This is a genomic window from Bacteroides sp. An279, from assembly GCF_002159615.1.
Taxonomy (GTDB): domain Bacteria; phylum Bacteroidota; class Bacteroidia; order Bacteroidales; family Bacteroidaceae; genus Phocaeicola; species Phocaeicola intestinalis.
The window spans coordinates 1-21,132 of record NZ_NFJA01000015.1; the positions used below are offsets into that span (position 1 = coordinate 1).

The window sequence follows — 21,132 nt, forward strand, 5'->3', positions numbered from 1 at the left end:
GGATGAGTTTTTGAGGCATTTTCGCTTCTGTGATGAGGAAGATAGCGGGCTATCTGACGAAGAACAGGGGCGAAAAGGACCAAAAAATCGCCCAAAGCACACACGAAAAAGGATACATCAAGCCAAGAAAAACTTTTTGGAGAAATTCAAAACAGCTTCTGAATTCAGTTTCTGAATACGGTTGCGTTCTTATAGATTATGTGGTGAAAAAATCAGCGTATGTTGCTATCGAATGAAGATTTGCCCTATTTTTGCACCGTTATTTAGAAGAGATGATATGATGACGATAGACTTTACTTCGATTGCTGCCCTGTTGGCGGGTATATGTGTCGTATTCTTTGTGGTTCAAATGAGTGTGATGTGCGGCTTTTACAGCAGGATTCACCGCCATTTCCGGAAAGATGCTGGAACGGATCCCGTAGAATATCCTCCGCTTTCGGTGATTGTCGTGACCAAAGATACGGGCGAGCTGCTGCACGATAGCCTGGCAGCTATTCTGGAACAGGACTATCCGGCATTTGAAGTGATTGTAGTGAACGATTTGTCGGCTGGTGAAGACGAACTGATATTGAAACGTCTGGCAAACATATATCCGAATTTGTATCATACGTTTATTCCAGAAACGGCACGTTATGTGAGCCGGAAGAAACTGGGAGTGGCGATGGGTATACGTGCCAGTCATTACGAATGGGTGGTAGTGACCAGTCCTTATGCCAGACCCGAAAGTAAGGAATGGCTGCGCAGCCTTGCCCGCGAGATGACACCCGAAACCGATATCGTGCTGGGTTACAGCAACTATGTGTACGGGAAAGGAATGTTTGCCTTGCGTGTCAGGACAGATGCTTTTTTCCGTTCGCTGCGTTACCTCGGCATGGCACTTGCCGGGCATCCTTATATGGGACTTGGGCATAATCTGGCATATCGCAAGCGTGCCTATCTGGAACACAAGGGCTTCAGCAGTCATTTGCAGTTGCAGCGTGGTGAAGACGATTTGCTGGTGAATGCCATTGCCGACAAGTATAACACACGGGTAGCACGGGGAAAGGAAAGCATTGTACGTCTGCCATTGCCTGTTTCCCGGAAAAGCTGGAGGGAAGAGATGTTGGGAAGCGTATTGACGGGACGTTTCTACCAGGGTGTGGCACCGTTGCTGAATGCGTTGGAAACGTGGACATGTTTCTTGTTTCACCTGGGATGTGCCGTTGCTTTTGCTGTAGGCCTGGTAAGCGGGCAATGGATATGGGCAGGTATGGCTGCAGGGCTGTGGCTGGTCCGTTTGCTGGCGGTGATGCATATATGGTATCATACAGCGTGGGATTTGGGCGAGAAGTTCGGCGTGTTTTTACCAATCTTCGATGTGCTGCGCCCGTGGTGGAGTCTGGCACACCATATCCGCTTCTGGTTTTGCCGGAAGGATGCTTTTCTCAGGAAATAGTTTTATTTTGAACACAGACCACACAGAATGTGCAGGGAGAGGCACTAGAATGATTAACGGTTGAATAGTTCGAAAGTGAATTTACATCCTACCGAAGTGAATTTGCCTTGCTCATTGCCTATGAAAATGCCGAAATCGAAGATGTGCGTGCCTATGCCATACCCTAATTCGATATAGGGGTTAAGGTGTGGCATAAAGAGGATGCCCCCATACAGCCGTTCTTTCTGGATGAAGGACAGCAGACTGCCTACCGGATAGAGTAGCAAGAACGGTGTTTCGTAAGTCATATTACCCCGGATGTAATGGCGTGAGGCATTGTACCAGCGTGAATCAAGCATCTGGAAGGTGCCGCCGATATCATCGTTCCAGCCTTGTGGCAGGTTGCGGTTGGCAAAATTGACATAATCTACAAAATACATGTCATCCTGGTTGGTAAAAAAACCTCCTCCTACGTGGTAGGCAATGGTATGCATACCCCGTATCCGGATTTTCTGTTCGGCAGAGAACTCGAAACGTTCGTAGGCTCCAGAGTTGTTCAGTACTTTGATGCCCCGTTCATAGTCGATAAGGAAAGTAGGATAGCGTGAACCTATATTTACTTTGCGGTTGCCGTTGGTATAATAATGGTACATGCATGGGGTCCATTCGATGCGCAGCCGGGGGGCGAAGCTATTGTAGCGTAACCTTACCCGCTGTGCCACTTCGGGAGTGCCGTTGACAGCATGACGCCAATGCATCGATACACCGGTCCATAACGTCAGCCCGTTGATGATTTCGATGTTGTGCGAAACGTTGAGATACACATCCTTGAAGTAATCCAGTTCCAGTCCGTCAAAGCTGAATGTACTGTCGGGCTGAGCCTGAAGCTGGTCGAGCACGATACTGCTGTAGATGCGGTTACCGTTTCCTACACTTACAGAAATGGCTCCGTGTTTTCGGGGATTGTAGACATATTCTCCGTCAAGTTTGGCATAAAATTCTTTTTTCGTGAAGTTATAGCCGATTTGCGGCACCAGATGAAGCAGCCGTCCGTTATGAAACAGTTTGTTGTATTTGAATTCTTGCCGGTAAGCGATTCCGTTACGGTGGCTATAGCTGATTAACAACGGGTTGATAAGCGGCGAACAGGAGATATTTCCTATTTTGTTGATGTCAATGTTATAGCTGCTTATCAAGGCATCGCCCATCTGCCCCAGAAGTACCAGGTTTTTGCGGAGTTTGGTAGGAGGAGCTTTCAGTGTATCTTCCGGACTTATTCTACGGCGTTCGTTATAAGCTTGGTAAAGGCTGTCTTCCATATCGCTGAGTGGTAGCGGACGGATACGTGCGAAAGAATCACGGTCGTGCATGAGCCGGGTGGTGTCGCAGGTTAGTGTGTACGAGTCGGTCAGGTTATATCGCTGTTGCTCTTTTGTCAACCATTTGTCGGGCAGGTCCGACTTTTTATGAAATTTTACCTCTTCGTAATTGAGCCAGCCAGTACAATTCATTTCCAGATCGTTGCGCAGGAACTTGAAGCGGATGTCGAGGTTCATCATGTGTGGCAGGTACTTGGTTTCTGGCGTGTCGCCCATATACATGGTGATGTGGAAAGTTATCAGGTCATATTTCCCTTGAAAATCGAGGTAGCGGATGGTCCAGTCACTGGAAGAAATCCAGCACGACCCTTCCAATAGCTGGGTACTGGGATAGCGTGGGATGATACGCAGCTTGTAGATTTTTCCGTTACGGCGGTAGGCGACCGAGTCGAGCAGGTAATTGTAATGGATGCTTGATTCCTTGCTGAGTGGGGAAAGTACTTTGTCTTCCATGATGGAAGGAGCATAGAGGTTGAACTTCAGGAAGTCGGCTATATCGAAGAAACGGCTTTCGCTTCCCGGAAACGTGCTCGATATCGACTGTACCTTCCGGTCGTAGATACTGGGAGCTGTATAGTGAAGCTTGCTGATGGACTCGTGGATGTATGTGTTCACTCCTTTCTCCAAACGGAACATCGAAGGGATGTACTTGATGATACGGTTTCGTTTGTGGATTTTCAGCAGGCCTTTCAAGTATAATTCAGCCTTGTATTCTTCCACTTCAGAGGCATAGAAGTTGGCGGCATTGAATATATGTGTCAGGATGGAATCGGGCACATCAGTCTTGTGAGGTAAAGATTTCTGAAACGAGCCTATCTCTCCCCGTGCCGGACATATTGCCAGTAAGAGCAGGACAATCCAGCATATAAAACCCTGTACAATTTTCATATTTGCCATTCTAAAGGCAAATATATAATAAATCCTCGTGTCACGGAGGCAATTTTTAGGGTTTGAAATAAAGATTTTCATTTTTTCTTACTACCTTTGTGCTCCACAACATCGTTTTATAGCACCTATGGTAAAGAAGGAACTGACAGAAGCCGAGATTGCCGAAAGTATCCCCGATTTATGGCAACCTCTTACAGAGGCGCAACGTGAATATCTTGCGCAGAACTTTACAATTCAAAAATACAAGAAAAATGAGGTTATTTATTGCGAAGGCGAAACTCCGCAGTATATGATGTGTCTGTTGAATGGCAAGGTAAAAATTTATAAGGACGGAGTAGGTGGGCGCAGCCAGATTATCCGGGTTGTGAAGAACAAGGAATATTTTGCCTATCGTGCCTATTTCGCGCATGAAAACTTTGTGACGGCGGCGGCGGCTTTCGAACCTTGTACGATGTGCCTGATTCCGATGGCTGTTATTGAAGAATTGGTGGTCCAAAATGCGGAGTTGGCGATGTATTTCATCCGTCAGCTGTCGAAAGATCTGGGTATTTCGGATGCGCGTACGGTAAACCTGACGCAAAAGCATATCCGTGGACGCCTTGCCGAATCGCTCTTGTTCCTGAAAGATACGTACGGATTGGAGGAAGACCAGTGTACGCTGAGTATTTATCTTTCGCGTGAAGACCTTGCCAATTTGTCGAATATGACGACATCGAATGCTATCCGTACTCTGTCGAACTTTGCCGCCGAGAAACTGATTATCATCGACGGGCGTAAAATCAAGATTGTGGACGAAGAAAAACTGAAGAAAATCAGTAAAATCGGATAACTCTCTCTTTAGGGGCACGATTGCCTCAAAAAACTTTCCCGCCACAGATTACACCGATTCCCATTCCATCGAACCTCCATCCAGACCGGTGCAATCCGTGGCTTTTCTTTTTCCCTGTCCGGTTGGTCCGCGCAGGCATATAGCTTCATTGGGCGCATCAGCCGGAAGCCTTTGGCAAAGCAGCCTGGTTTCAGCCTGGTTTTATTATACTGAAACTATAGTTTATTTGCATTGAAACTATAGTTTATATATCTTGAAACTTCAGTTTCAGTGCATTGAAACTGCTGATACTTATAATTCCTTCTGGAAAGGCAATGTAGCTGCCTTTCTCACTACGGAGGACACAGGTACACAGATTTAATGTGTCAATGAATAATAGGGCAATGTGCTAATTTATTTTCACATTAGCATATTGTTTAATTGACCTATTCTTCTGTGGCACTCTGTGGCCTCTGTGGTGAATAGTTATGTTTCATTAAAATCATAAATCTATACCGCATATAGTATAAGAAACTTTTTGGAAAAATTCAGAACAGTTTCTCATTTGTGCGCCATAACGAAATCGGTGATAATCTGGTAAAGCCGTTGCAGGTCGGTTTCTTCTCCGCATGCTGTTTCCAATGGGCAATATCCGGTCTGCTGGCGGTTGATGATGTGAGGCACTTCCTGTGCGCAAGACACTTTTACTCCATATTGTTCGAATAACTTTCGTGCGGGGGTGCTTAACACATCGGCATAGACTTCCGTCATTCCGCCCAATATCATCAGGGCGGCGGCTCCCTTGCCGATGACTTTGTCGGCTATGGTAGCACCTTGCATAAAAGCAGGGTCATTATTATATAAGGTATAAAGATCGGCTACGCCACGTTGCGTAAACGTGCGCGTCTCACCACGGTTGGCAATGACGCACGAATAACCTCCTGCATGGAGGAGGGAGATAAGTTGGTTCATCTTTTTTATTTACGATTTTGCGATTTACTATTTACGATTTATGCCAATCAGGAGTTAAGGAGTTAAAAGGAGTTATCACTCCGCTCCGCTTCGTTAGGAGTTAAGCCAATAGTTTTGTTGGTGGAAGCAGGAGTGAAGGTATTGGCTTAACTCCTTAACTTCTTAACTCCCTCTAACTCCTAATTCACAATGTTTCCTGCTTCAATTTTTCCACATACTGGTCGATGCGTTGCATTTCGCGTGGGATATCGATGTATTGCGGGCAATGCGGATTGCATTGCTCACACCCGATGCAGTGGGATGCCTGGCGCAACTTCGGCACGCTGCGGTCGTAGCCTATCAGGAAGGTGCGGCGTGCCTCGGCGTAGTTGGGGTCGAGCTTGCTTTGCGGCATATTGCCTTCGTTCACACATTTGTTGTAGTGGAGCAATACCCCCGGAATGTCGATGCCATAGGGGCAAGGCATGCAGTATTGGCAGTTGTTGCATGGGATGGTGGGGTATTTGAGCATCAGCTCGGCGGTATCGAGCAGGAATTGCTGTTCCTCCTGGGTGAGAGGAACCAGCGGCGAATAGGTGCGGATGTTGTCTTGCAGATGCTCCATGTAGGTCATGCCGCTCAGTACGGTGAGCACCATGGGCGGTGTGCCGGCAAAGCGGAATGCCCACGAAGCGACGCTGTTTTCGGGGTTGCGTGTCTTCAGACGTGCTACGATGTGTTCGGGCACTTTCGACAAGCGTCCTCCCTGCAGGGGTTCCATGATAACCATCGGAATGTTTCGCTTGGAGATTTCGGCATACAGGTAGTCGGCGTTGACGTTTCTGCCCGATGCGTGCTTCCAGTCGGAATAGTTCAGCTGGATTTGGATGAAATCCCAGTGCACCTGCTCGTGGTATGCCAGTATCTTGTCGAACTCTTCCTTGCTTCCGTGAAATGACCAGCCGAGGTGACGGATGCGTCCTGCCTCACGCTCCTTGATTAAGTAATCGAGCAGGCCGTTGTCGATGAAGCGGTTCTGGAAGCTGCGCTTGCCGGTGTTGCCCAGCGAGTGGAGCAGGTAGTAGTCGATGTAGTCCGTCTGGAGCTTCTTCATCGAGTCGTGGTACATTTCTACGCTCGACTTGAAGTCCGTAAGGTCGAAGTTCGACATCTTGGTGGCGATGAAGTATTTTTCTCTCGGGTGTCGTTTCAGGGCGATGCCTGTCGAGGTTTCCGACCAGCCCTGCACATATACGGGTGCAGTATCGAAGTAATTCACTCCGTGTTCGATGGCGTAGTCTATCAGGCGGTTCACCTCTTCCTGGTCGATGACGTTTCCGCCTTTCTCGGGTGCGGGGAGCGTAGGCCAGCGCATACATCCGTAGCCCAGAATGGAGACTTGGTCTTTTGAAGGCGGGAAGTTGCGGTAAGTCATCTTGCCTATTGGCACAGGGCTTTGTGCAGATGTCTCGGCTGATTCTTTGGGGGAGCATCCCGTCAGGGCTGCGGCGGTACCGGCGGTGCTGATGCCTACTATTTTCAGGAAATCCCTGCGGTTCATGCGGTTATCTTGTTTGTTCATAATAGCAATTTTTTATTCGTTCTGATTTTTAGAAACGCGGATTATCGCAGATTAACGCAGATTTATAAGGAAAATGAGTCTGATATATAGTCTGCGGAAATCTGCGTGAATTTGCGTTTCAGCTTAAATGATTCGGTGGACTTCGTGGCCTTCTACGTAGATGGCGCTGAGCGGGCGTGCCGGACACAGGTTCTCACAGGCTCCACATCCGATGCACTTCTCGGTGTCTACTGCCGGAATCTTGAGAGATTCGGAATCCGACGGGTCGGAAGGTATCATGGTGATAGCGCCTGTAGGGCAATGGCGCGCACAGTTTCCACATGCTTGTCCATCGGTGAGTGGGATGCAACGTTCTTTCACCCATACGGCGTGGCCTATCTGGATGGCAGACTTTTCGGCTTTATCTATCAGGTGAATGGCACCCGTCGGACAGACTTCCGAACATTTCGTGCATTCGGGGCGGCAATAACCGCGTTCGTACGATGCGGTAGGTTGCATGAACGTGTCAAGCGAAGAAGAAGGACGGAGCACTTCGTTGGGGCAGACCGATACGCAAAGCTGGCAAGCGGTGCAATGTTGCTGCATATTACGTGCGCTCTGCGAACCCGGAGGAGTAATCGGAGTCTGGCGTTTCGGTGCCTGCTTGTCGATGATGTCAGCAAGCCCGCCGTCCAGTTTGACGATTTCGGCTTTCTTTACAGCCTGTGCCTTGGCTGCGGAGGCAAGGAGCAACAACGACCCTGCCAGTACCTCACGCCGTCCCTTATCCTTGGGTTGCGAAGTAGGTTGTGACGGAGCGGCTTCTTTCTTTCCGTAGGCAAAACGATAGTGGATGGCATCGTGCTTGCATTGCTTCAGGCAGTCGAAGCAAGTCACGCACCGGCTATGGTCTACAGCTGCATTCGGAATATCAATGCAAGCTGCCTTGCAACGGCGTGCGCACAAGTTGCATTTCCTGCATTTCTCTTTATCGATTTCGATGCGGAACAACGAAAATTTAGAGATAACCCCCAACACGGTCCCTACAGGACAGATGGTATTGCAATACGTACGTCCGTTCCGCCACGCCAATACACCTATTATTATAAAGGTAAGCAGGGCGATGAGGAATGTCGGAAGGCTCTTCAGCCACACCTCGGTTTCATAGAAAGCGTAGCTGTCGGCACGTTCTGCAAAATAGGCCAGCAGGTTGTTTCCCCACTGGTAAACGGGAGCAAACAGGTTGTTGGCGATTCTTCCGTAGGCGCTATAAGGGGCAACCAGTGCGGCAATCGAAGTGAGTCCGCCTGCCATCAACGCCAAGAACACGACCAATACGCTATAACGCAACACGTTTTTCGCTTTCGAATACGTATAAGGAAGTTTTTTCTTCCCTCGTCCTATCCGCGCCACGATGTCTTGAAAGACTCCCAACGGGCAGATAACGGAACAGTAAATGCGTCCGCATACGAAAGTAAGCACTATAAGAAGGAGCACAACGCCGGCATTGAGTGCCAATACAGCCGGCAAGAACTGAATCTTAGCCATCCATCCGAACCATGCATGCAATGTCCCTGTAAAGTCGAGGAACAAAAGCGTGACGATGCAAAAGAATAGGAAAGCTATTACTTGTCTGATTTTTTGCAACATAATGAGTGGTCTTTTGTTATTTCATGTCACAAAATTAGAAGTAAATGTTTTTTATGGTATCAGGCAGATAACAAAACTTTCTTAATGCCGATAATTTATATCAGGTCTAAGTTTATTCTTAATTTGTCATGCTAGATTTTGTCACGCTGGATTTGTAATCCAGCGTAATGAAAGGCACAGAGGCACACAGAAAAAAATAAAATTTGAATATCCGCATTTCACCCAATTGCCTTGTAGGGGCGTATCGCATACGCCCGAATACGTCAACTAATCCACGTGGATGTCTTCAGGGCGTATGCGATACGCCCCTACATGGGATGTTTGCGGATATTCAATAAATAAAAACTCTGTGTGCCTCTGTGGTGAAATATCAGAGCTTGCCGATACGCCGGATGGCTTCCTCGCAATCCTCGCGCTTGCCGAAGGCGGTGAGGCGCAGGTAGCCTTCGCCGCTGGGGCCGAAGCCTACGCCGGGCGTGCTGACGATGTGGGCACGGTAAAGCAGCTCGTCGAAGAACTTCCACGAGGTCATCCCTTCGGGAGCCTGCACCCACAGATAAGGCGCGTTTATGCCTCCGAACACCCGGTAGCCGGCACGGGTCAGACCTTCGCGCATCGTACGGGCGTTTTCCATATAGTAGGCGATGGTTTCCTTCACCTGTGCCCTGCCTTCGGGCGAATAGACCGCCTCGGCACCACGCTGGGTGATGTAGCTGGTGCCGTTGAACTTGGTGCACTGGCGCCGGTTCCACAAGGGATTGAGCGGGACGCGCTCGTCATCGAGGGTAGCGGCGGTCACTTCCTTGGGCACCACGGTATAGCCGCAACGCACGCCCGTAAAGCCGGCGGTTTTCGAGAAGCTGCGTATCTCGATGGCTACTTTTTTCGCCCCGCGTATCTCGTAGATGGAATGGGGAACATCGTCATCGTGGATGTAAGCCTCGTAGGCGGCATCGAAGATGATGAGCGTATCGTTAGCCAGCGCATAGTCGACCCATTGCTTCAGCTGGTCGCGCGTGAGCGTGGTGCCTGTAGGGTTATTGGGATAGCACAGGTAGATCAGGTCGATGCGGTGGTCGGGGATGGCTGGGACAAAGCCGTTTGCGGCGGTGCAGGGCAGGTAAGTAATGTTGCTCCAGCGTCCGTCTTCACCCAACGTACCGGCACGCCCGCACATCACGTTGCTGTCGATATAGGCAGGATAGACCGGATCGGTGATGCCCATACTGTTATCCCAACGCAAGAGTTCGCCGATATTGCCCGTGTCGCTCTTCGCCCCGTCGCTGATGAATACTTCGGAGGGGCTGAGCTGGATGCCGCGCGGCGCGAAGTCGTGCTTGATGATGGTTTCTATCAGGAAATCGTATCCCTGCTCGGGACCGTAGCCGTGGAAGGTCGCGGATGATGCCATTTCGTCCACGGCGCGGTGCATTGCCTCGATGGATGCCTGCGGCAGGGGACGGGTCACATCACCGATGCCCAGGCGGATGATTTGTTCACCCGGATGGGTTACTTGATAAGCCTTTACTTTTTTCGCTATATCGGAGAAGAGGTAGCTCCCCTTCAGTTTCAGGAAATGTTCGTTGAGTAGTGCCATATTGAGTTTTTGAGTTTTTTTTGAAACGCAGATTTCCGCAGATTAACACAGATTATTTTGATTTACTATTTTTCGATTTACGAAGTACGATTTAATGCCCAATAGTAGATAGTAAATTGTCAAATCGTAAATTAAAATAATCCGCGTTAATCTGCGTTTCAAATAATCAATCACACGGTTATCACACCGTCGAATACTTTCTCGGCGGGGCCGGTCATGAAGAGGCGGGTGCCTTCGCCTGCCCAGCGGATGCGGAGCGTGCCCCCGTCCATGATGATGTCCGATTCTCCGGGGCAACGGTGGGTGTATGCCGATGCCACGGCGGTGGCGCACGCTCCGGTGCCGCATGCCATCGTGATGCCCGAACCGCGTTCCCATACACGCATGCGGACACGGCCGGGAGCCAATACCTGCGCGAACTCCACGTTCACACGGTCGGGGAAGAGCGGATGATGTTCCAGTACCGGTCCCACACGGGGCAAATCCACCTGCTCCATATCGTCCACGAAAATCACCAGATGCGGGTTGCCCATCGATACGGCAATGCCTTCGCGATAAGGATACCCCTCGCCCAAATCGACGGGATGAATATCCGCCGGGATGCCCATATCCACCGTCACGGCGTCCACCTTGCCGTCTTCCACATGCAGGCGGAGGGTCTTGATGCCCGAAAGCGTGTCGAGAGTCACTTCGGTCTTACGGGTCAGACCGTACTCGTACACATACTTTCCGATGCAGCGGCTGGCGTTGCCACACATCTTGGCTTCCGAACCGTCAGCGTTGAAAATGCGCATGCTGAAATCCGCCTTGCCGGACGAGCCTATCAGCACCAGCCCGTCGCTTCCGATGCCCGTATGGGGGCGGCTCCACGCCACCGCCAGCTCTTCGGGATTCGGCAGGGGATATATCAGGGTGTTGACGTAGATGTAGTCGTTGCCTGCCCCTTGCATTTTGGTAAATTCTATCTTCATTAATTAATAGTTAATAGTTAATAATTAATAATGCCAATCAGGAGTTAAAAGGGAGTTATCACTCCGCTACGCTCCGTTAGGAGTTAAGCCAATAGTTTTGTTGGTGGAAGCATTAGTAAAAGTATTGACTTAACTCCTTAACTCCTTAACTTCTTAACTCCTTAATTCCTGTGAAACTTTGGCGTATGCCTCCTCGTGCACCCCTGCTACAGCGCGTCCGCTCGGCTCGTTCATGTTCTTGAAAGCCTCGTCCCAAGCAAGCGCCTCGGCGGTGGAGCAAGCCACGCTGGGCACGCTGGGCACGCTTCGGGCGGCGCTCTCGCTGGGGAAATACTCTTCGAAAATGCTGCGGTAATAATACTCTTCCTTGTTCATCGGGGTGTTGACGGGGAAACGCTCGGCGGCATGTGCCATCTGTTCGTCGCTTACGGCTTGCGAAGTGACGGCTTTCAGCGTATCTATCCAGCTGTAGCCCACCCCGTCGCTGAACTGCTCTTTCTGGCGCCATGCCACTCCTTCCGGGAGCATATCCTGAAATGCCTCGCGCACGATTTTCTTTTCGATGGTCTTTCCGGGGCACATCTTGGCGGCAGGGTTGAGCCGCATCGCCACGTCGAGGAACTCCTTGTCGAGGAAAGGCACGCGCCCTTCCACGCCCCATGCCGCGAGCGACTTGTTGGCACGCAGGCAATCGTAAAGGTAGAGCTTGGAGAGCTTGCGGAGGGTTTCTTCGTGGAACGCACGCGCATCGGGCGCCTTGTGGAAGTAAAGGTATCCGCCGAACACTTCATCGGCTCCTTCGCCGCTCAGCACCATCTTGATGCCCATGCTCTTGATGACGCGTGCCAGAAGATACATCGGCGTAGAGGCGCGCACGGTGGTTACGTCGTAGGTCTCGATGAAATAAATCACATCGCGCACGGCGTCCAGCCCCTCCTGAATGGTGTAGTTGATTTCGTGGTGCACGGTGCCGATGTGGTCTGCCACCTCGCGTGCCTTCGCCAGGTCGGGCGCACCTTTCAGCCCCACGGCGAACGAGTGCAGCTGAGGCCACCATGCCTCCTGTTTCCCGTTGCTTTCCACGCGGCGGGAAGCGTATTTCTTGGCAACGGCGGAAATGACCGAGCTGTCCAGCCCTCCCGAAAGCAGCACACCGTAGGGCACGTCGCTCATCAGCTGGCGGCGTACGGCGGCTTCGAGTGCCTCACGCAGTTCTTCCACGGATGCCGGATTATCCTTTACGGCATCGTACGACATCCAGTCGCGGGTGTACCAGCGCGTCATCTTTCCCTCCTTGCTATCGTAATAGTGTCCGGGCAGGAAAGGTTCGTAGCGGTCGCAAAAACCTTCGAGTGCCTTCAGTTCGCTGGCACAATACACCTTGCCGTCGGCATCATAGCCGATGTAAAGGGGGATGACGCCGATGGGGTCACGGGCAATAAGGAAGGTGTCCTGCTCCTCGTCGTAGAGGGCGAAGGCGAAAATGCCGTTCAGTTCCTCCAGGAAGTGGATGCCCTTGTCGCGGTAGAGGGCGAGAATCACCTCGCAATCACTTCCCGTCTGGAACTGGTACTTGCCCGCATACCGCTTGCGGATGTCCAGGTGGTTATAGATTTCGCCGTTTACGGCAAGTATTTGTTTATGGTCGGGCGAGAAAAGGGGTTGCTTTCCGCTTTGGGGGTCGACAATGGACAAACGCTCGTGGGCAAGGATAGCGGTCCGCCCGCAATAGATTCCGCTCCAGTCGGGTCCGCGGTGACGTATTTTCTTTGCCATGGCAAGTGCCTTGTCGCGGAGCGGTTTGGTTTGTTCCTTGATATTGAATATGCTGACTATTCCACACATAAGTTTGTGAGTTTTTAAGTTTGTGAGTTTTTGGGGGTTGAGGTTGAAACACAGATTTTCGCAGATTAACACAGATTATTTTGATTTACTATTTTTCGATTTACGAAGTACGATTTAATGCCCAATAGTAGATAGTAAATTGTCAAATCGTAAATTAAAATAATCTGCGTTTCAATGCATCCTTAATTTTTAGGTGAAAGGAAACGGTCGATGCTTTCGGCGGCTTTCCGTCCTCCGGCGATGCATTTCACTACGAGGCTGGCGCCGGTAGCGGCATCCCCTGCCAGGAAAGCATTCGGGGGAAGCTGGGGAGCTTCCGGCTTCAGGAATCCCATGGCGAGCAATACCAAGTCTGCCTTGATGACTTCCTTCTTGCCGGTGGGTTTCATTACAGGGCGTCCTCCGCCTTCCGCAGGCACCCATTCCACTTCTTCCACTTCCACACCACACACGTGCCCGTTTTTCCCGATGAATTTAGTGGACGACAAACTCCAGCGGCGTGTGCATCCTTCTTCGTGGCTGCTGCTGGTTTTCAGCACTACGGGCCATTGGGGCCAAGGCGTGGCTGGATTATCTCCTACGGGCGGCTTGGGCATAATCTCGATTTGTGTCACGCTTGCTGCTCCTTGGCGGTTGCTTGTGCCGATGCAATCACTTCCGGTATCGCCTCCGCCTATCACCAGCACGTGTTTGCCTCGGGCATCGATGCGCTCTTCTTTCGTGAAGGTCTGTCCGGCAAGTACCCGGTTTTGTTGTGCCAGCATCTCCATTGCGAAATGGATGCCTTTCAGGTCTCGTCCGGGGATGGCGAGGTCGCGTGCCTGGGGGGTGCCGGTGCATACGCAATAAGCGTCGAAGCCTTCGGGCAGCTTCTGCACGTTGATTTCAGTATTGGGCTTGAACGTCACCCCTTCTGCTTCCATCAGCCTGATGCGCCGGTCGATGATGTTCTTTCCCAGTTTGAAGTTGGGGATGCCGAAGCGTAGCAATCCGCCGATGTATTCCAACTTCTCGAATACGGTTACTTCATATCCTTTCTTGTTCAGCTGGTTGGCAGCGGCAAGCCCGGCAGGTCCCGACCCGATAACCGCCACTTTCTTCCCGTTGCGCGGATAGTGTTTCGGCTTGATGTAGCCTTCGCGGAACGCCGCTTCGATGATGGCGGCTTCATCTTCGCGGATGGTGACCGGCGCATGAATACTCAGTTGCAGCACGCAGCTCTTCTCGCACAAGGCGGGGCAGATGCGTCCGGTAAACTCCGGAAAGTCATTGGTGCGGCTCAGTATCTGGAAGGCTTCTTCCCACTTTCCTTTATACATTGCGTCCTGAAATTCGGGCGGGCGGTTGCCCAGCGGGCATGCCCAATGGCAGAAGGGTACGCCGCAATCCATACAGCGCGAGGCTTGCAATTTGCGGTCGCTGGTATTGAGTGTCTGTTCTACTTCACTGAAGTCAGTAATCCGTTCGTGTATCGGCCGGTAGCCGGCTTCCTGACGGGGTATGGTTAAGAATGCTTTAGGATTTCCCATAATATATTAAATGAAGAATTAAGAATGAGGAATGAAGAATCAGGAACGAGGAATGAAGAGTGACATCTACCCATTCTTCATTCTTAATTCTTCATTCTTAATTTATATTTAGTAGTCTCTTTGCACTTCGGCAATCTTTTGCTGGAGTTTGCGCATCTGCTCTTCGGCAAGCACCTTCTTGTATTCAATCGGCGTCACCTGAATGAACTCGTCTACGTAACGGCTCCAGTTGTCGAGCATGGTGCGTGCCAATTGCGACCCCGTGTAGAGGTAATGCTGGCGTACCAGTTCGTGCAGTTCCTTACGGGCGGTGGAGTCTTCCAGCAAGGAGAGTTCCACCATTTCCATGTTGCAGAAATAGTCGAAGTTGTGGTTCTTGTCCCACACGTAAGCCACGCCTCCGCTCATACCGGCGGCAAAGTTACGTCCGGTTTCTCCCAATACGACCACCCGACCGCCGGTCATGTATTCGCAACAATGGTCGCCTACGCCTTCTACTACGGCTATGGCACCCGAATTGCGCACCGCAAACCGCTCTCCGGCACGTCCGTTAATATACACTTCGCCGCTTGTAGCACCGTAGAGCAGGGTATTGCCCACGATGGTATTCTTCTCGGCATCGAAATTGCTCCGTACAGGAGGCTGTACTGAAATGTGGCCTCCGCTCAAGCCCTTGCCCAAATAATCGTTGGCTTCCCCTTCCAGCTTGAAGCTGATGCCGTGGGTCAGGAAAGCGCCGAAACTCTGTCCTGCCGAGCCTTTGAACTTCACGTTGATGGTCTGGTCGGGCAAGCCTGCCTCACCATACTTCAACGCTACGGCTCCCGAGAGCATCGTGCCTACTGCACGGTCGGTATTGGCAATGGCATATTCCAGCGATACTTCTTTCTTGCTCTCCAACGCCTCACGGGCAGCGGCAAGCATCGCTACGTCTTTCACATTATCTATATCGTGCTTTTGTGTAGTGACATTGTGCAGTGCCGACCCGTTGTTCACCTGATGCAGGATGCGGCCGAAGTCGAGTAGGGCTGCCTTGCTTCCCATTTGACGGGGCTTGATTTCGATGAGGTCGGTACGTCCTACAATGTCATCGAGGTGCTTAAAGCCCATTTCGGCAAGATACTCGCGCACCTCCTGTGCCAGGAAGCGGAAGAAATTGACTACATATTCGTATTTCCCGCGGAAATGGTCGCGTAACTCCGGATTCTGGGTAGCTACGCCCACCGGGCACGTGTTGGCGTGGCACTTACGCATCATCACACATCCCAAGACAATCAGTGCCGCCGTACCGAAACCGAACTCTTCGGCTCCCAGCAATGCCATGCTGATAACATCCCGTCCGGTCTTCAGTTGTCCGTCGGTCTGCAGGCGTACCTGTCCGCGCAAACCGTTCAGCACCAGTGTCTGCTGAGTCTCGCTCAACCCTATTTCGGGCGGGATGCCCGCATAGCGCATTGATGAGGCGGGCGAAGCCCCTGTGCCTCCTTCGGCTCCCGAAATCACAATCAGGTCGGCTTTCGCCTTCGCTACGCCGGCGGCTATGGTTCCGATACCGCTCTCTGCCACCAGCTTCACGCTGATTTGGGCTTTCGGATTCACGTTCTTCAAGTCAAAGATGAGCTGAGCCAAATCCTCGATGGAGTAGATATCGTGATGGGGCGGAGGTGAAATCAATGAGATGCCCGGAATGGAATGGCGCGTACGGGCGATGACCTCGTTCACCTTGAAGCCCGGAAGCTGTCCGCCTTCACCGGGCTTGGCTCCCTGTGCCACCTTGATTTGTATCTCTTCGGCATTCACCAGGTATTCGGCGGTCACTCCGAAACGTCCCGATGCCACCTGCTTGGTCTTGCTACAGAGCGAGATGCCGTCGAACGTGTCGTGAAAGCGGTCCGAATCCTCGCCTCCTTCGCCCGTATTGCTCCGTGTGCCCAGCTTGTTCATCGCAAGCGTCATTGCCTCGTGGGCTTCCTTGCTGATGGCGCCGAACGACATGGCTCCCGTCACGAAATGTTTCACTATATCCTCTACCGGCTCCACTTCTTCTACCGAAATGGGGTTGCGCTTGAAGGAGAAGAAGTCGCGCAAGAAAATGGGATGCTCTTTCTCGTCCGCCTTGCGGGTGTATTCCTTGAACTTGGCATAGCTTCCCGTGCGTGTGGCGAGCTGAAGGGCACTGATGGTTTCAGGGTTCCAGGCATGTTTCTCTCCGTCTTTCCGGTAAGAGAACTGTCCGATATGCGGCAATAAAGGCTCTACTTCATCCGGCATGAACCCGTTGTCGTGGAACGTGATATAGTCTTTGGCTATCTCTTCCAGCCGGATGCCTCCCACCGAAGACGTTCCGGTGCCGAAATAAGCCTTCAGCAATTCTTCACTCAGCCCGACGGCTTCGAATATCTTGGCGCCGCGGTACGAACGGATGGTACTGATGCCCATCTTGCTCATCACCTTATACAATCCCTTGCAGATAGCCTTGATGTAGTTCTTTTCCGCGGTTTCATAGTTCATTTGGATTTCGTTGCGTTTCACCAGTTCGTCCAATACCGCAAATGCCATGTACGGATTGAAGGCACTTGCCCCGTATCCCAGAAGCAGGGCGGCATGCATCACCTCGCGCACCTCTCCGCTTTCTACAATCAGCGCGGTCTGTACACGTTTCTGCACGCTGATAAGGTGATGGTGCACGGCACTTACGGCAAGCAGGGACGGGATGGCGGCGTGTTCCGTATCGATGCCTCTATCCGACAGGATGATATAGTTTACGCCATCATCTACCGATTGTTCGGCTTTCTTGCACAACTGGGTCAGGGCTTCCTGCAATCCTGCCTTCCCTTTGCTGACTTCGAAGAGCGCAGGAAGCTTCACGGTATTGAAGCCCTTATAGCGGATGTTGCAGAGAATGTCCAGTTCGGTATTGGTAAGGATGGGATGCGGAAGGCGTACCATCTTGCAATGGCTTTCGCTGGGCAAGAGGATGTTGGTGCCCACCGCCCCGATGTATTCAGTGAGCGACATCACCAGTTCCTCGCGTATCGGGTCGATAGCAGGGTTGGTCACTTGTGCGAACTGCTGGCGGAAATAGTTGAATAGCAACTGAGGCATGTCGCTCAGCACCGCCAGCGGGGTATCGTTTCCCATGGATGCCGTAGGTTCGGCACCGTTGGTGCACATCGGTGTCAGCGTGCGTTCGATGTCCTCGCGCGTGAAACCGAAGGCACGGAGCTTACGCTCGAAATCGGGCACGGTATTTTCCACCTTCCGCCCGCTCTTCAGGGTGTTCAGCTCGATGCGGTTGGCAGAAAGCCATTGGCGGTACGGGCGTGCCGATGCAAGCTGTTCTTTCAATTCCCCGTCGTAATAGATTTTGCCTTCCTGGGTATCGATAAGCAATATCTTTCCCGGCTGGAGGCGTCCTTTTTCCTTGATGGTCTCCGGCTCGAAGCTGATGACACCAGCCTCGCTTGCCACCACCATCATGTCATTTTTCGTAATGAGGTAGCGTGCCGGACGCAAGCCGTTACGGTCCAACATACCTCCGGCATACCTTCCGTCGCTGAAAAGCAGGGCGGCAGGTCCGTCCCACGGTTCCATCAGGATGGAATGGTATTCGTAGAATGCTTTCAGGTCTTCGCTGATAGGATTTTTGTCGTTGAACGATTCGGGCACCAGCATCGCCATGGCATGAGGCAGGCTCAAGCCCGACATCACGAAAAACTCCAATACATTGTCCAGCGAGGCGCTATCACTCATGCCCGGCTGGATGATGGGACGGATATCCTTTACATTGCCCAGAGTAGGCGTAGAAAGCACACTTTCCCGGGCTTCCATCCATGCACGGTTTCCCCGGATGGTATTGATTTCGCCGTTATGCGCCAAGAGGCGGAAAGGCTGGGCAAGGCTCCACGTGGGGAAGGTGTTGGTGCTGAAGCGGGAATGCACGATGGCAAGCCCGCTGGTAAAGTAAGGTTGTGTCAGATCCTGGAAATACTCGCGTACTTGCACCGACGAGAGCATACCTTTATAAATAATGTTCTTGCTGGACAATGACACTATGTAGAAGTCTTTGTGTTGTATCCGCTTCTCGATTTTCTTGCGTATGATATACAAGGTACGTTCCAGGTTTTCCACGTCCGTGGCACCGGTGATGAACACTTGCTTGATAGCCGGCTCCGTCTCCTGTGCGCTTTGCCCCAGGATGGAAGAGTTGACCGGTACGCTCCGCAGGTGCATCAGGGTAAGCCCTTCACGCTCTATTTCCTCTATCATGATGCTCAGGATGCGTGCCTGTTCCTGCTCGTCCTTGGGCAGGAAGACCAACCCTGTGCCGTACTTTCCTTTTTCAGGCACCGGTATGCCTTGCAACAAGATAAACTCATGAGGAATCTGTACCATGATGCCGGCACCGTCTCCGGTCTTGTTGTCGGCACCTTCCGCCCCGCGGTGTTTCATATTCTCCAGCACTTTCAGTGCCGAGTCCACCAGTTCGTGCGACTTGTTGCCATGAATGTCTACAATCATTCCCACACCGCAAGCATCGTGCTCGTATGCAGCATCGTATAATCCCGTTTGTTGTACGTCTGTAGCTGCGCTGCTCTCCATTCTGATAAAAGTTTCCTCTTTCATTGGTGTTTGCTTTCTTTTTACTACTGTTTAGTCGTTTGTATCTATCTCTTTGCTCGCAAAGATACAGATACTACGTTCATCGTGTACACCTACAGGCCGTTTTTGTTTCAAGAAATATCAAGTGCCCGCCGCTGTACTTTCAATCTGCTCGAATAACCCTTGCCAATCAAACATATCATAAGCAAAACAAATTGTTTTAATTACAATATAAAAGAATAAGGCTTTTTATAGCTCAACATTCCATCGGCTTCTATTGCCACAGACATACTGTCAATAAGACAGTCCACATGACTGCATTGCTTGTAAGATTATTAATCTTCAAGCCGAAAGATTATTAATCTTCACGCTGTAAGATTAATAATCTTACAAACGATGCAGCATATGGCGGAGAGATACAGATACGCCGGCACTACTTATCCACCGAGGTCATCCCCTAATCGTCCATGCATTCTGATGCAATCAGAGGGAGAAAGACACATATCCGTTGGATTTTGCTTTTTTTAGCAGATAAATTCACCGTTAACGTTACCAGCGACTGAAAATTTATAGTATTTTTGCCTCGTATTGCAAAGTACAGATTACAAATATGCCAAGTAACATTAAACATCTAGGTATTGTGGAAAGCATCAACGGAACTCGCCTGAAGGTGAGAATCGAACAAACATCAGCTTGCGCGGCATGTAGCGTCAAGCAACATTGCCACGTGCCTGAATCAAAAGAAAAGATAATCGATGTGTGTAACCCACAAGGAGTGGTGTGTGCCGTCGGACAAAAGGTATTGATTTCGGGCACCACCGCGATGGGCATGAAAGCCGTCCTGCTGGCTTTTGTCTTTCCTTTTTTGGTTTTACTCTTGGCACTTGCTTCCGTCCTTCACCTTACGCACAATGAGTTGGTTTCCGCCCTTGCCGCACTAGGTGCACTGGTTCCTTATTACCTTATTATATATATATGCCGTAAGCGACTGAACCGTTCGTTTATCTTCCGGCTGGAAAATGTAGTCTAATCAAATAAACTAACTTTATACGTATGAATATGATTTTAATTGCGGTCGTTTCATTGGGAGCCATCGGACTGGTATCTGCCATCGTCTTGTATGTGGCTTCGAAGAAATTTGCCGTGTACGAAGATCCACGTATTGCCCAGGTAGCCGAAGTGCTTCCACAGGCAAATTGCGGTGGATGCGGATTTCCGGGATGTTCGGGCTTTGCCGCAGCATGTGTCAAGGCAGGCTCGCTCGAAGGGAAACTCTGTCCCGTAGGTGGACAACCCACGATGGAGAAGGTAGCTGCCATCTTGGGGCTGAAGGCAGAAGCCTCCGAGCCTAAAGTGGCTGTAGTAAGATGCAACGGCACATGCGACAATCGTCCCCGGCTCACGCAATACGACGGTGTGCGCTCGTGCGTAGTGGCAAACGCCACCGGAGGTGGAGAAACGGGATGTTTCTTCGGATGCCTGGGTTATGGTGATTGCGCCAATGCCTGCCAGTTCGGGGCCATCCGCATCAATCCTCAAACTGGACTGCCCGAAGTGGACGAGACAAAATGTACCGCGTGTGGAGCCTGTGCGAAAGCCTGCCCACGAAACATCATCGAAATCCGCCCACGTGGAAAGAACAACCGCCGTGTGTATGTGCAATGCGTCAACAAAGACAAAGGTACCCTTGCCCGTAAGGTGTGCGATGCCGCCTGCATCGGATGTGGCAAATGCGTGAAAACTTGTCCGTTCGAAGCTATTACACTCGAAAACAACCTTGCCTACATCGACCCTGCCAAATGCAAGGCGTGCCGCAAGTGCGAAATGGAATGTCCGCAAGGAGCCATCGTGGCGGTCAACTTCCCTCCCCGTAAACAACGGGAAACCGTTTCAGCCGAAATAGAACAACCCGAAGTAAAACCTTAAAAACAACAGAT

The 21,132-nt window shown here is 51.1% G+C and carries 13 protein-coding genes; 4 read left to right on the forward strand and 9 right to left on the reverse strand.

All coding sequences use genetic code 11. The features are described 5' to 3' along the window. Positions 1-277: 277 nt before the first annotated feature. Positions 278-1,435, forward strand: coding sequence for a glycosyltransferase (locus tag B5F78_RS04385; protein WP_087406145.1), 1,158 nt, complete (start codon positions 278-280; stop codon positions 1,433-1,435). A gap of 53 nt (positions 1,436-1,488) precedes the next feature. On the opposite strand, the gene B5F78_RS04390 is transcribed toward B5F78_RS04385, so the two are convergent. Beyond that, positions 1,489-3,690: a DUF5686 family protein gene (locus tag B5F78_RS04390; RefSeq protein WP_087406146.1), complete on the reverse strand. Its 2,202-nt coding sequence runs from the start codon at positions 3,688-3,690 to the stop codon at positions 1,489-1,491. A gap of 118 nt (positions 3,691-3,808) precedes the next feature. Between B5F78_RS04390 and B5F78_RS04395 the strand changes: the two genes are divergently transcribed. Continuing rightward, positions 3,809-4,510, forward strand: coding sequence for a Crp/Fnr family transcriptional regulator (locus B5F78_RS04395; RefSeq protein ID WP_087207713.1), 702 nt, complete (start codon positions 3,809-3,811; stop codon positions 4,508-4,510). 540 nt (positions 4,511-5,050) lie between these two features. Here the strand turns inward: B5F78_RS04395 and B5F78_RS04400 are convergent. From B5F78_RS04400 to gltB, 8 genes are all read right to left on the reverse strand, one after another. Next, a complete protein-coding gene (locus tag B5F78_RS04400; RefSeq protein ID WP_087207715.1) occupies positions 5,051-5,461 on the reverse strand; it encodes a DUF1893 domain-containing protein in 411 nt (136 codons plus the stop codon). Positions 5,462-5,645: 184 nt separating this feature from the next. Beyond that, complete coding sequence (locus B5F78_RS04405; protein WP_087406132.1) at positions 5,646-7,022, reverse strand: aldo/keto reductase; 1,377 nt, start codon at positions 7,020-7,022, stop codon at positions 5,646-5,648. A 123-nt stretch (positions 7,023-7,145) separates the two neighbouring features. Continuing rightward, positions 7,146-8,651, reverse strand: a complete 1,506-nt coding sequence (locus B5F78_RS04410) for a 4Fe-4S binding protein (RefSeq protein ID WP_087406133.1) — start codon at positions 8,649-8,651, stop codon at positions 7,146-7,148. 370 nt (positions 8,652-9,021) lie between these two features. Further along, on the reverse strand, positions 9,022-10,248 hold the full coding sequence (locus B5F78_RS04415; protein ID WP_087207720.1) for an LL-diaminopimelate aminotransferase: 1,227 nt from the start codon (positions 10,246-10,248) through the stop codon (positions 9,022-9,024). 170 nt (positions 10,249-10,418) lie between these two features. Further along, positions 10,419-11,219: a diaminopimelate epimerase gene (dapF, locus tag B5F78_RS04420; protein ID WP_022041060.1), complete on the reverse strand. Its 801-nt coding sequence runs from the start codon at positions 11,217-11,219 to the stop codon at positions 10,419-10,421. A 153-nt stretch (positions 11,220-11,372) separates the two neighbouring features. Continuing rightward, on the reverse strand, positions 11,373-13,064 hold the full coding sequence (gene asnB / locus B5F78_RS04425; protein ID WP_022041061.1) for an asparagine synthase B: 1,692 nt from the start codon (positions 13,062-13,064) through the stop codon (positions 11,373-11,375). 182 nt (positions 13,065-13,246) lie between these two features. Next, on the reverse strand, positions 13,247-14,593 hold the full coding sequence (locus tag B5F78_RS04430) for a glutamate synthase subunit beta (RefSeq protein ID WP_022041062.1): 1,347 nt from the start codon (positions 14,591-14,593) through the stop codon (positions 13,247-13,249). Between the two features lie 108 nt (positions 14,594-14,701). Continuing rightward, the gene (gene gltB / locus B5F78_RS04435) at positions 14,702-19,219 is read right to left on the reverse strand and encodes a glutamate synthase large subunit (protein ID WP_087406134.1); all 4,518 of its coding nucleotides are present in this window, start codon (positions 19,217-19,219) and stop codon (positions 14,702-14,704) included. Positions 19,220-19,805: 586 nt separating this feature from the next. Between gltB and B5F78_RS04440 the strand changes: the two genes are divergently transcribed. Beyond that, positions 19,806-20,225, forward strand: a complete 420-nt coding sequence (locus B5F78_RS04440; protein ID WP_087396225.1) for a SoxR reducing system RseC family protein — start codon at positions 19,806-19,808, stop codon at positions 20,223-20,225. 23 nt (positions 20,226-20,248) lie between these two features. Then, positions 20,249-21,121, forward strand: coding sequence for a Fe-S cluster domain-containing protein (locus B5F78_RS04445; RefSeq protein WP_087406135.1), 873 nt, complete (start codon positions 20,249-20,251; stop codon positions 21,119-21,121). Positions 21,122-21,132: the final 11 nt, after the last annotated feature.

What these genes read in the sequence shown, in the direction of transcription:
- B5F78_RS04385 (WP_087406145.1), top strand. Translation starts at nt 278, where the DNA reads ATGATGACGATAGACTTTACTTCGATTGCTGCCCTGTTGGCGGGTATA.
- B5F78_RS04390 (WP_087406146.1), bottom strand. Translation starts at nt 3,690, where the DNA reads ATGGCAAATATGAAAATTGTACAGGGTTTTATATGCTGGATTGTCCTG.
- B5F78_RS04395 (WP_087207713.1), top strand. Translation starts at nt 3,809, where the DNA reads ATGGTAAAGAAGGAACTGACAGAAGCCGAGATTGCCGAAAGTATCCCC.
- B5F78_RS04400 (WP_087207715.1), bottom strand. Translation starts at nt 5,461, where the DNA reads ATGAACCAACTTATCTCCCTCCTCCATGCAGGAGGTTATTCGTGCGTC.
- B5F78_RS04405 (WP_087406132.1), bottom strand. Translation starts at nt 7,022, where the DNA reads ATGAACAAACAAGATAACCGCATGAACCGCAGGGATTTCCTGAAAATA.
- B5F78_RS04410 (WP_087406133.1), bottom strand. Translation starts at nt 8,651, where the DNA reads ATGTTGCAAAAAATCAGACAAGTAATAGCTTTCCTATTCTTTTGCATC.
- B5F78_RS04415 (WP_087207720.1), bottom strand. Translation starts at nt 10,248, where the DNA reads ATGGCACTACTCAACGAACATTTCCTGAAACTGAAGGGGAGCTACCTC.
- dapF (WP_022041060.1), bottom strand. Translation starts at nt 11,219, where the DNA reads ATGAAGATAGAATTTACCAAAATGCAAGGGGCAGGCAACGACTACATC.
- asnB (WP_022041061.1), bottom strand. Translation starts at nt 13,064, where the DNA reads ATGTGTGGAATAGTCAGCATATTCAATATCAAGGAACAAACCAAACCG.
- B5F78_RS04430 (WP_022041062.1), bottom strand. Translation starts at nt 14,593, where the DNA reads ATGGGAAATCCTAAAGCATTCTTAACCATACCCCGTCAGGAAGCCGGC.
- gltB (WP_087406134.1), bottom strand. Translation starts at nt 19,219, where the DNA reads ATGAAAGAGGAAACTTTTATCAGAATGGAGAGCAGCGCAGCTACAGAC.
- B5F78_RS04440 (WP_087396225.1), top strand. Translation starts at nt 19,806, where the DNA reads ATGCCAAGTAACATTAAACATCTAGGTATTGTGGAAAGCATCAACGGA.
- B5F78_RS04445 (WP_087406135.1), top strand. Translation starts at nt 20,249, where the DNA reads ATGAATATGATTTTAATTGCGGTCGTTTCATTGGGAGCCATCGGACTG.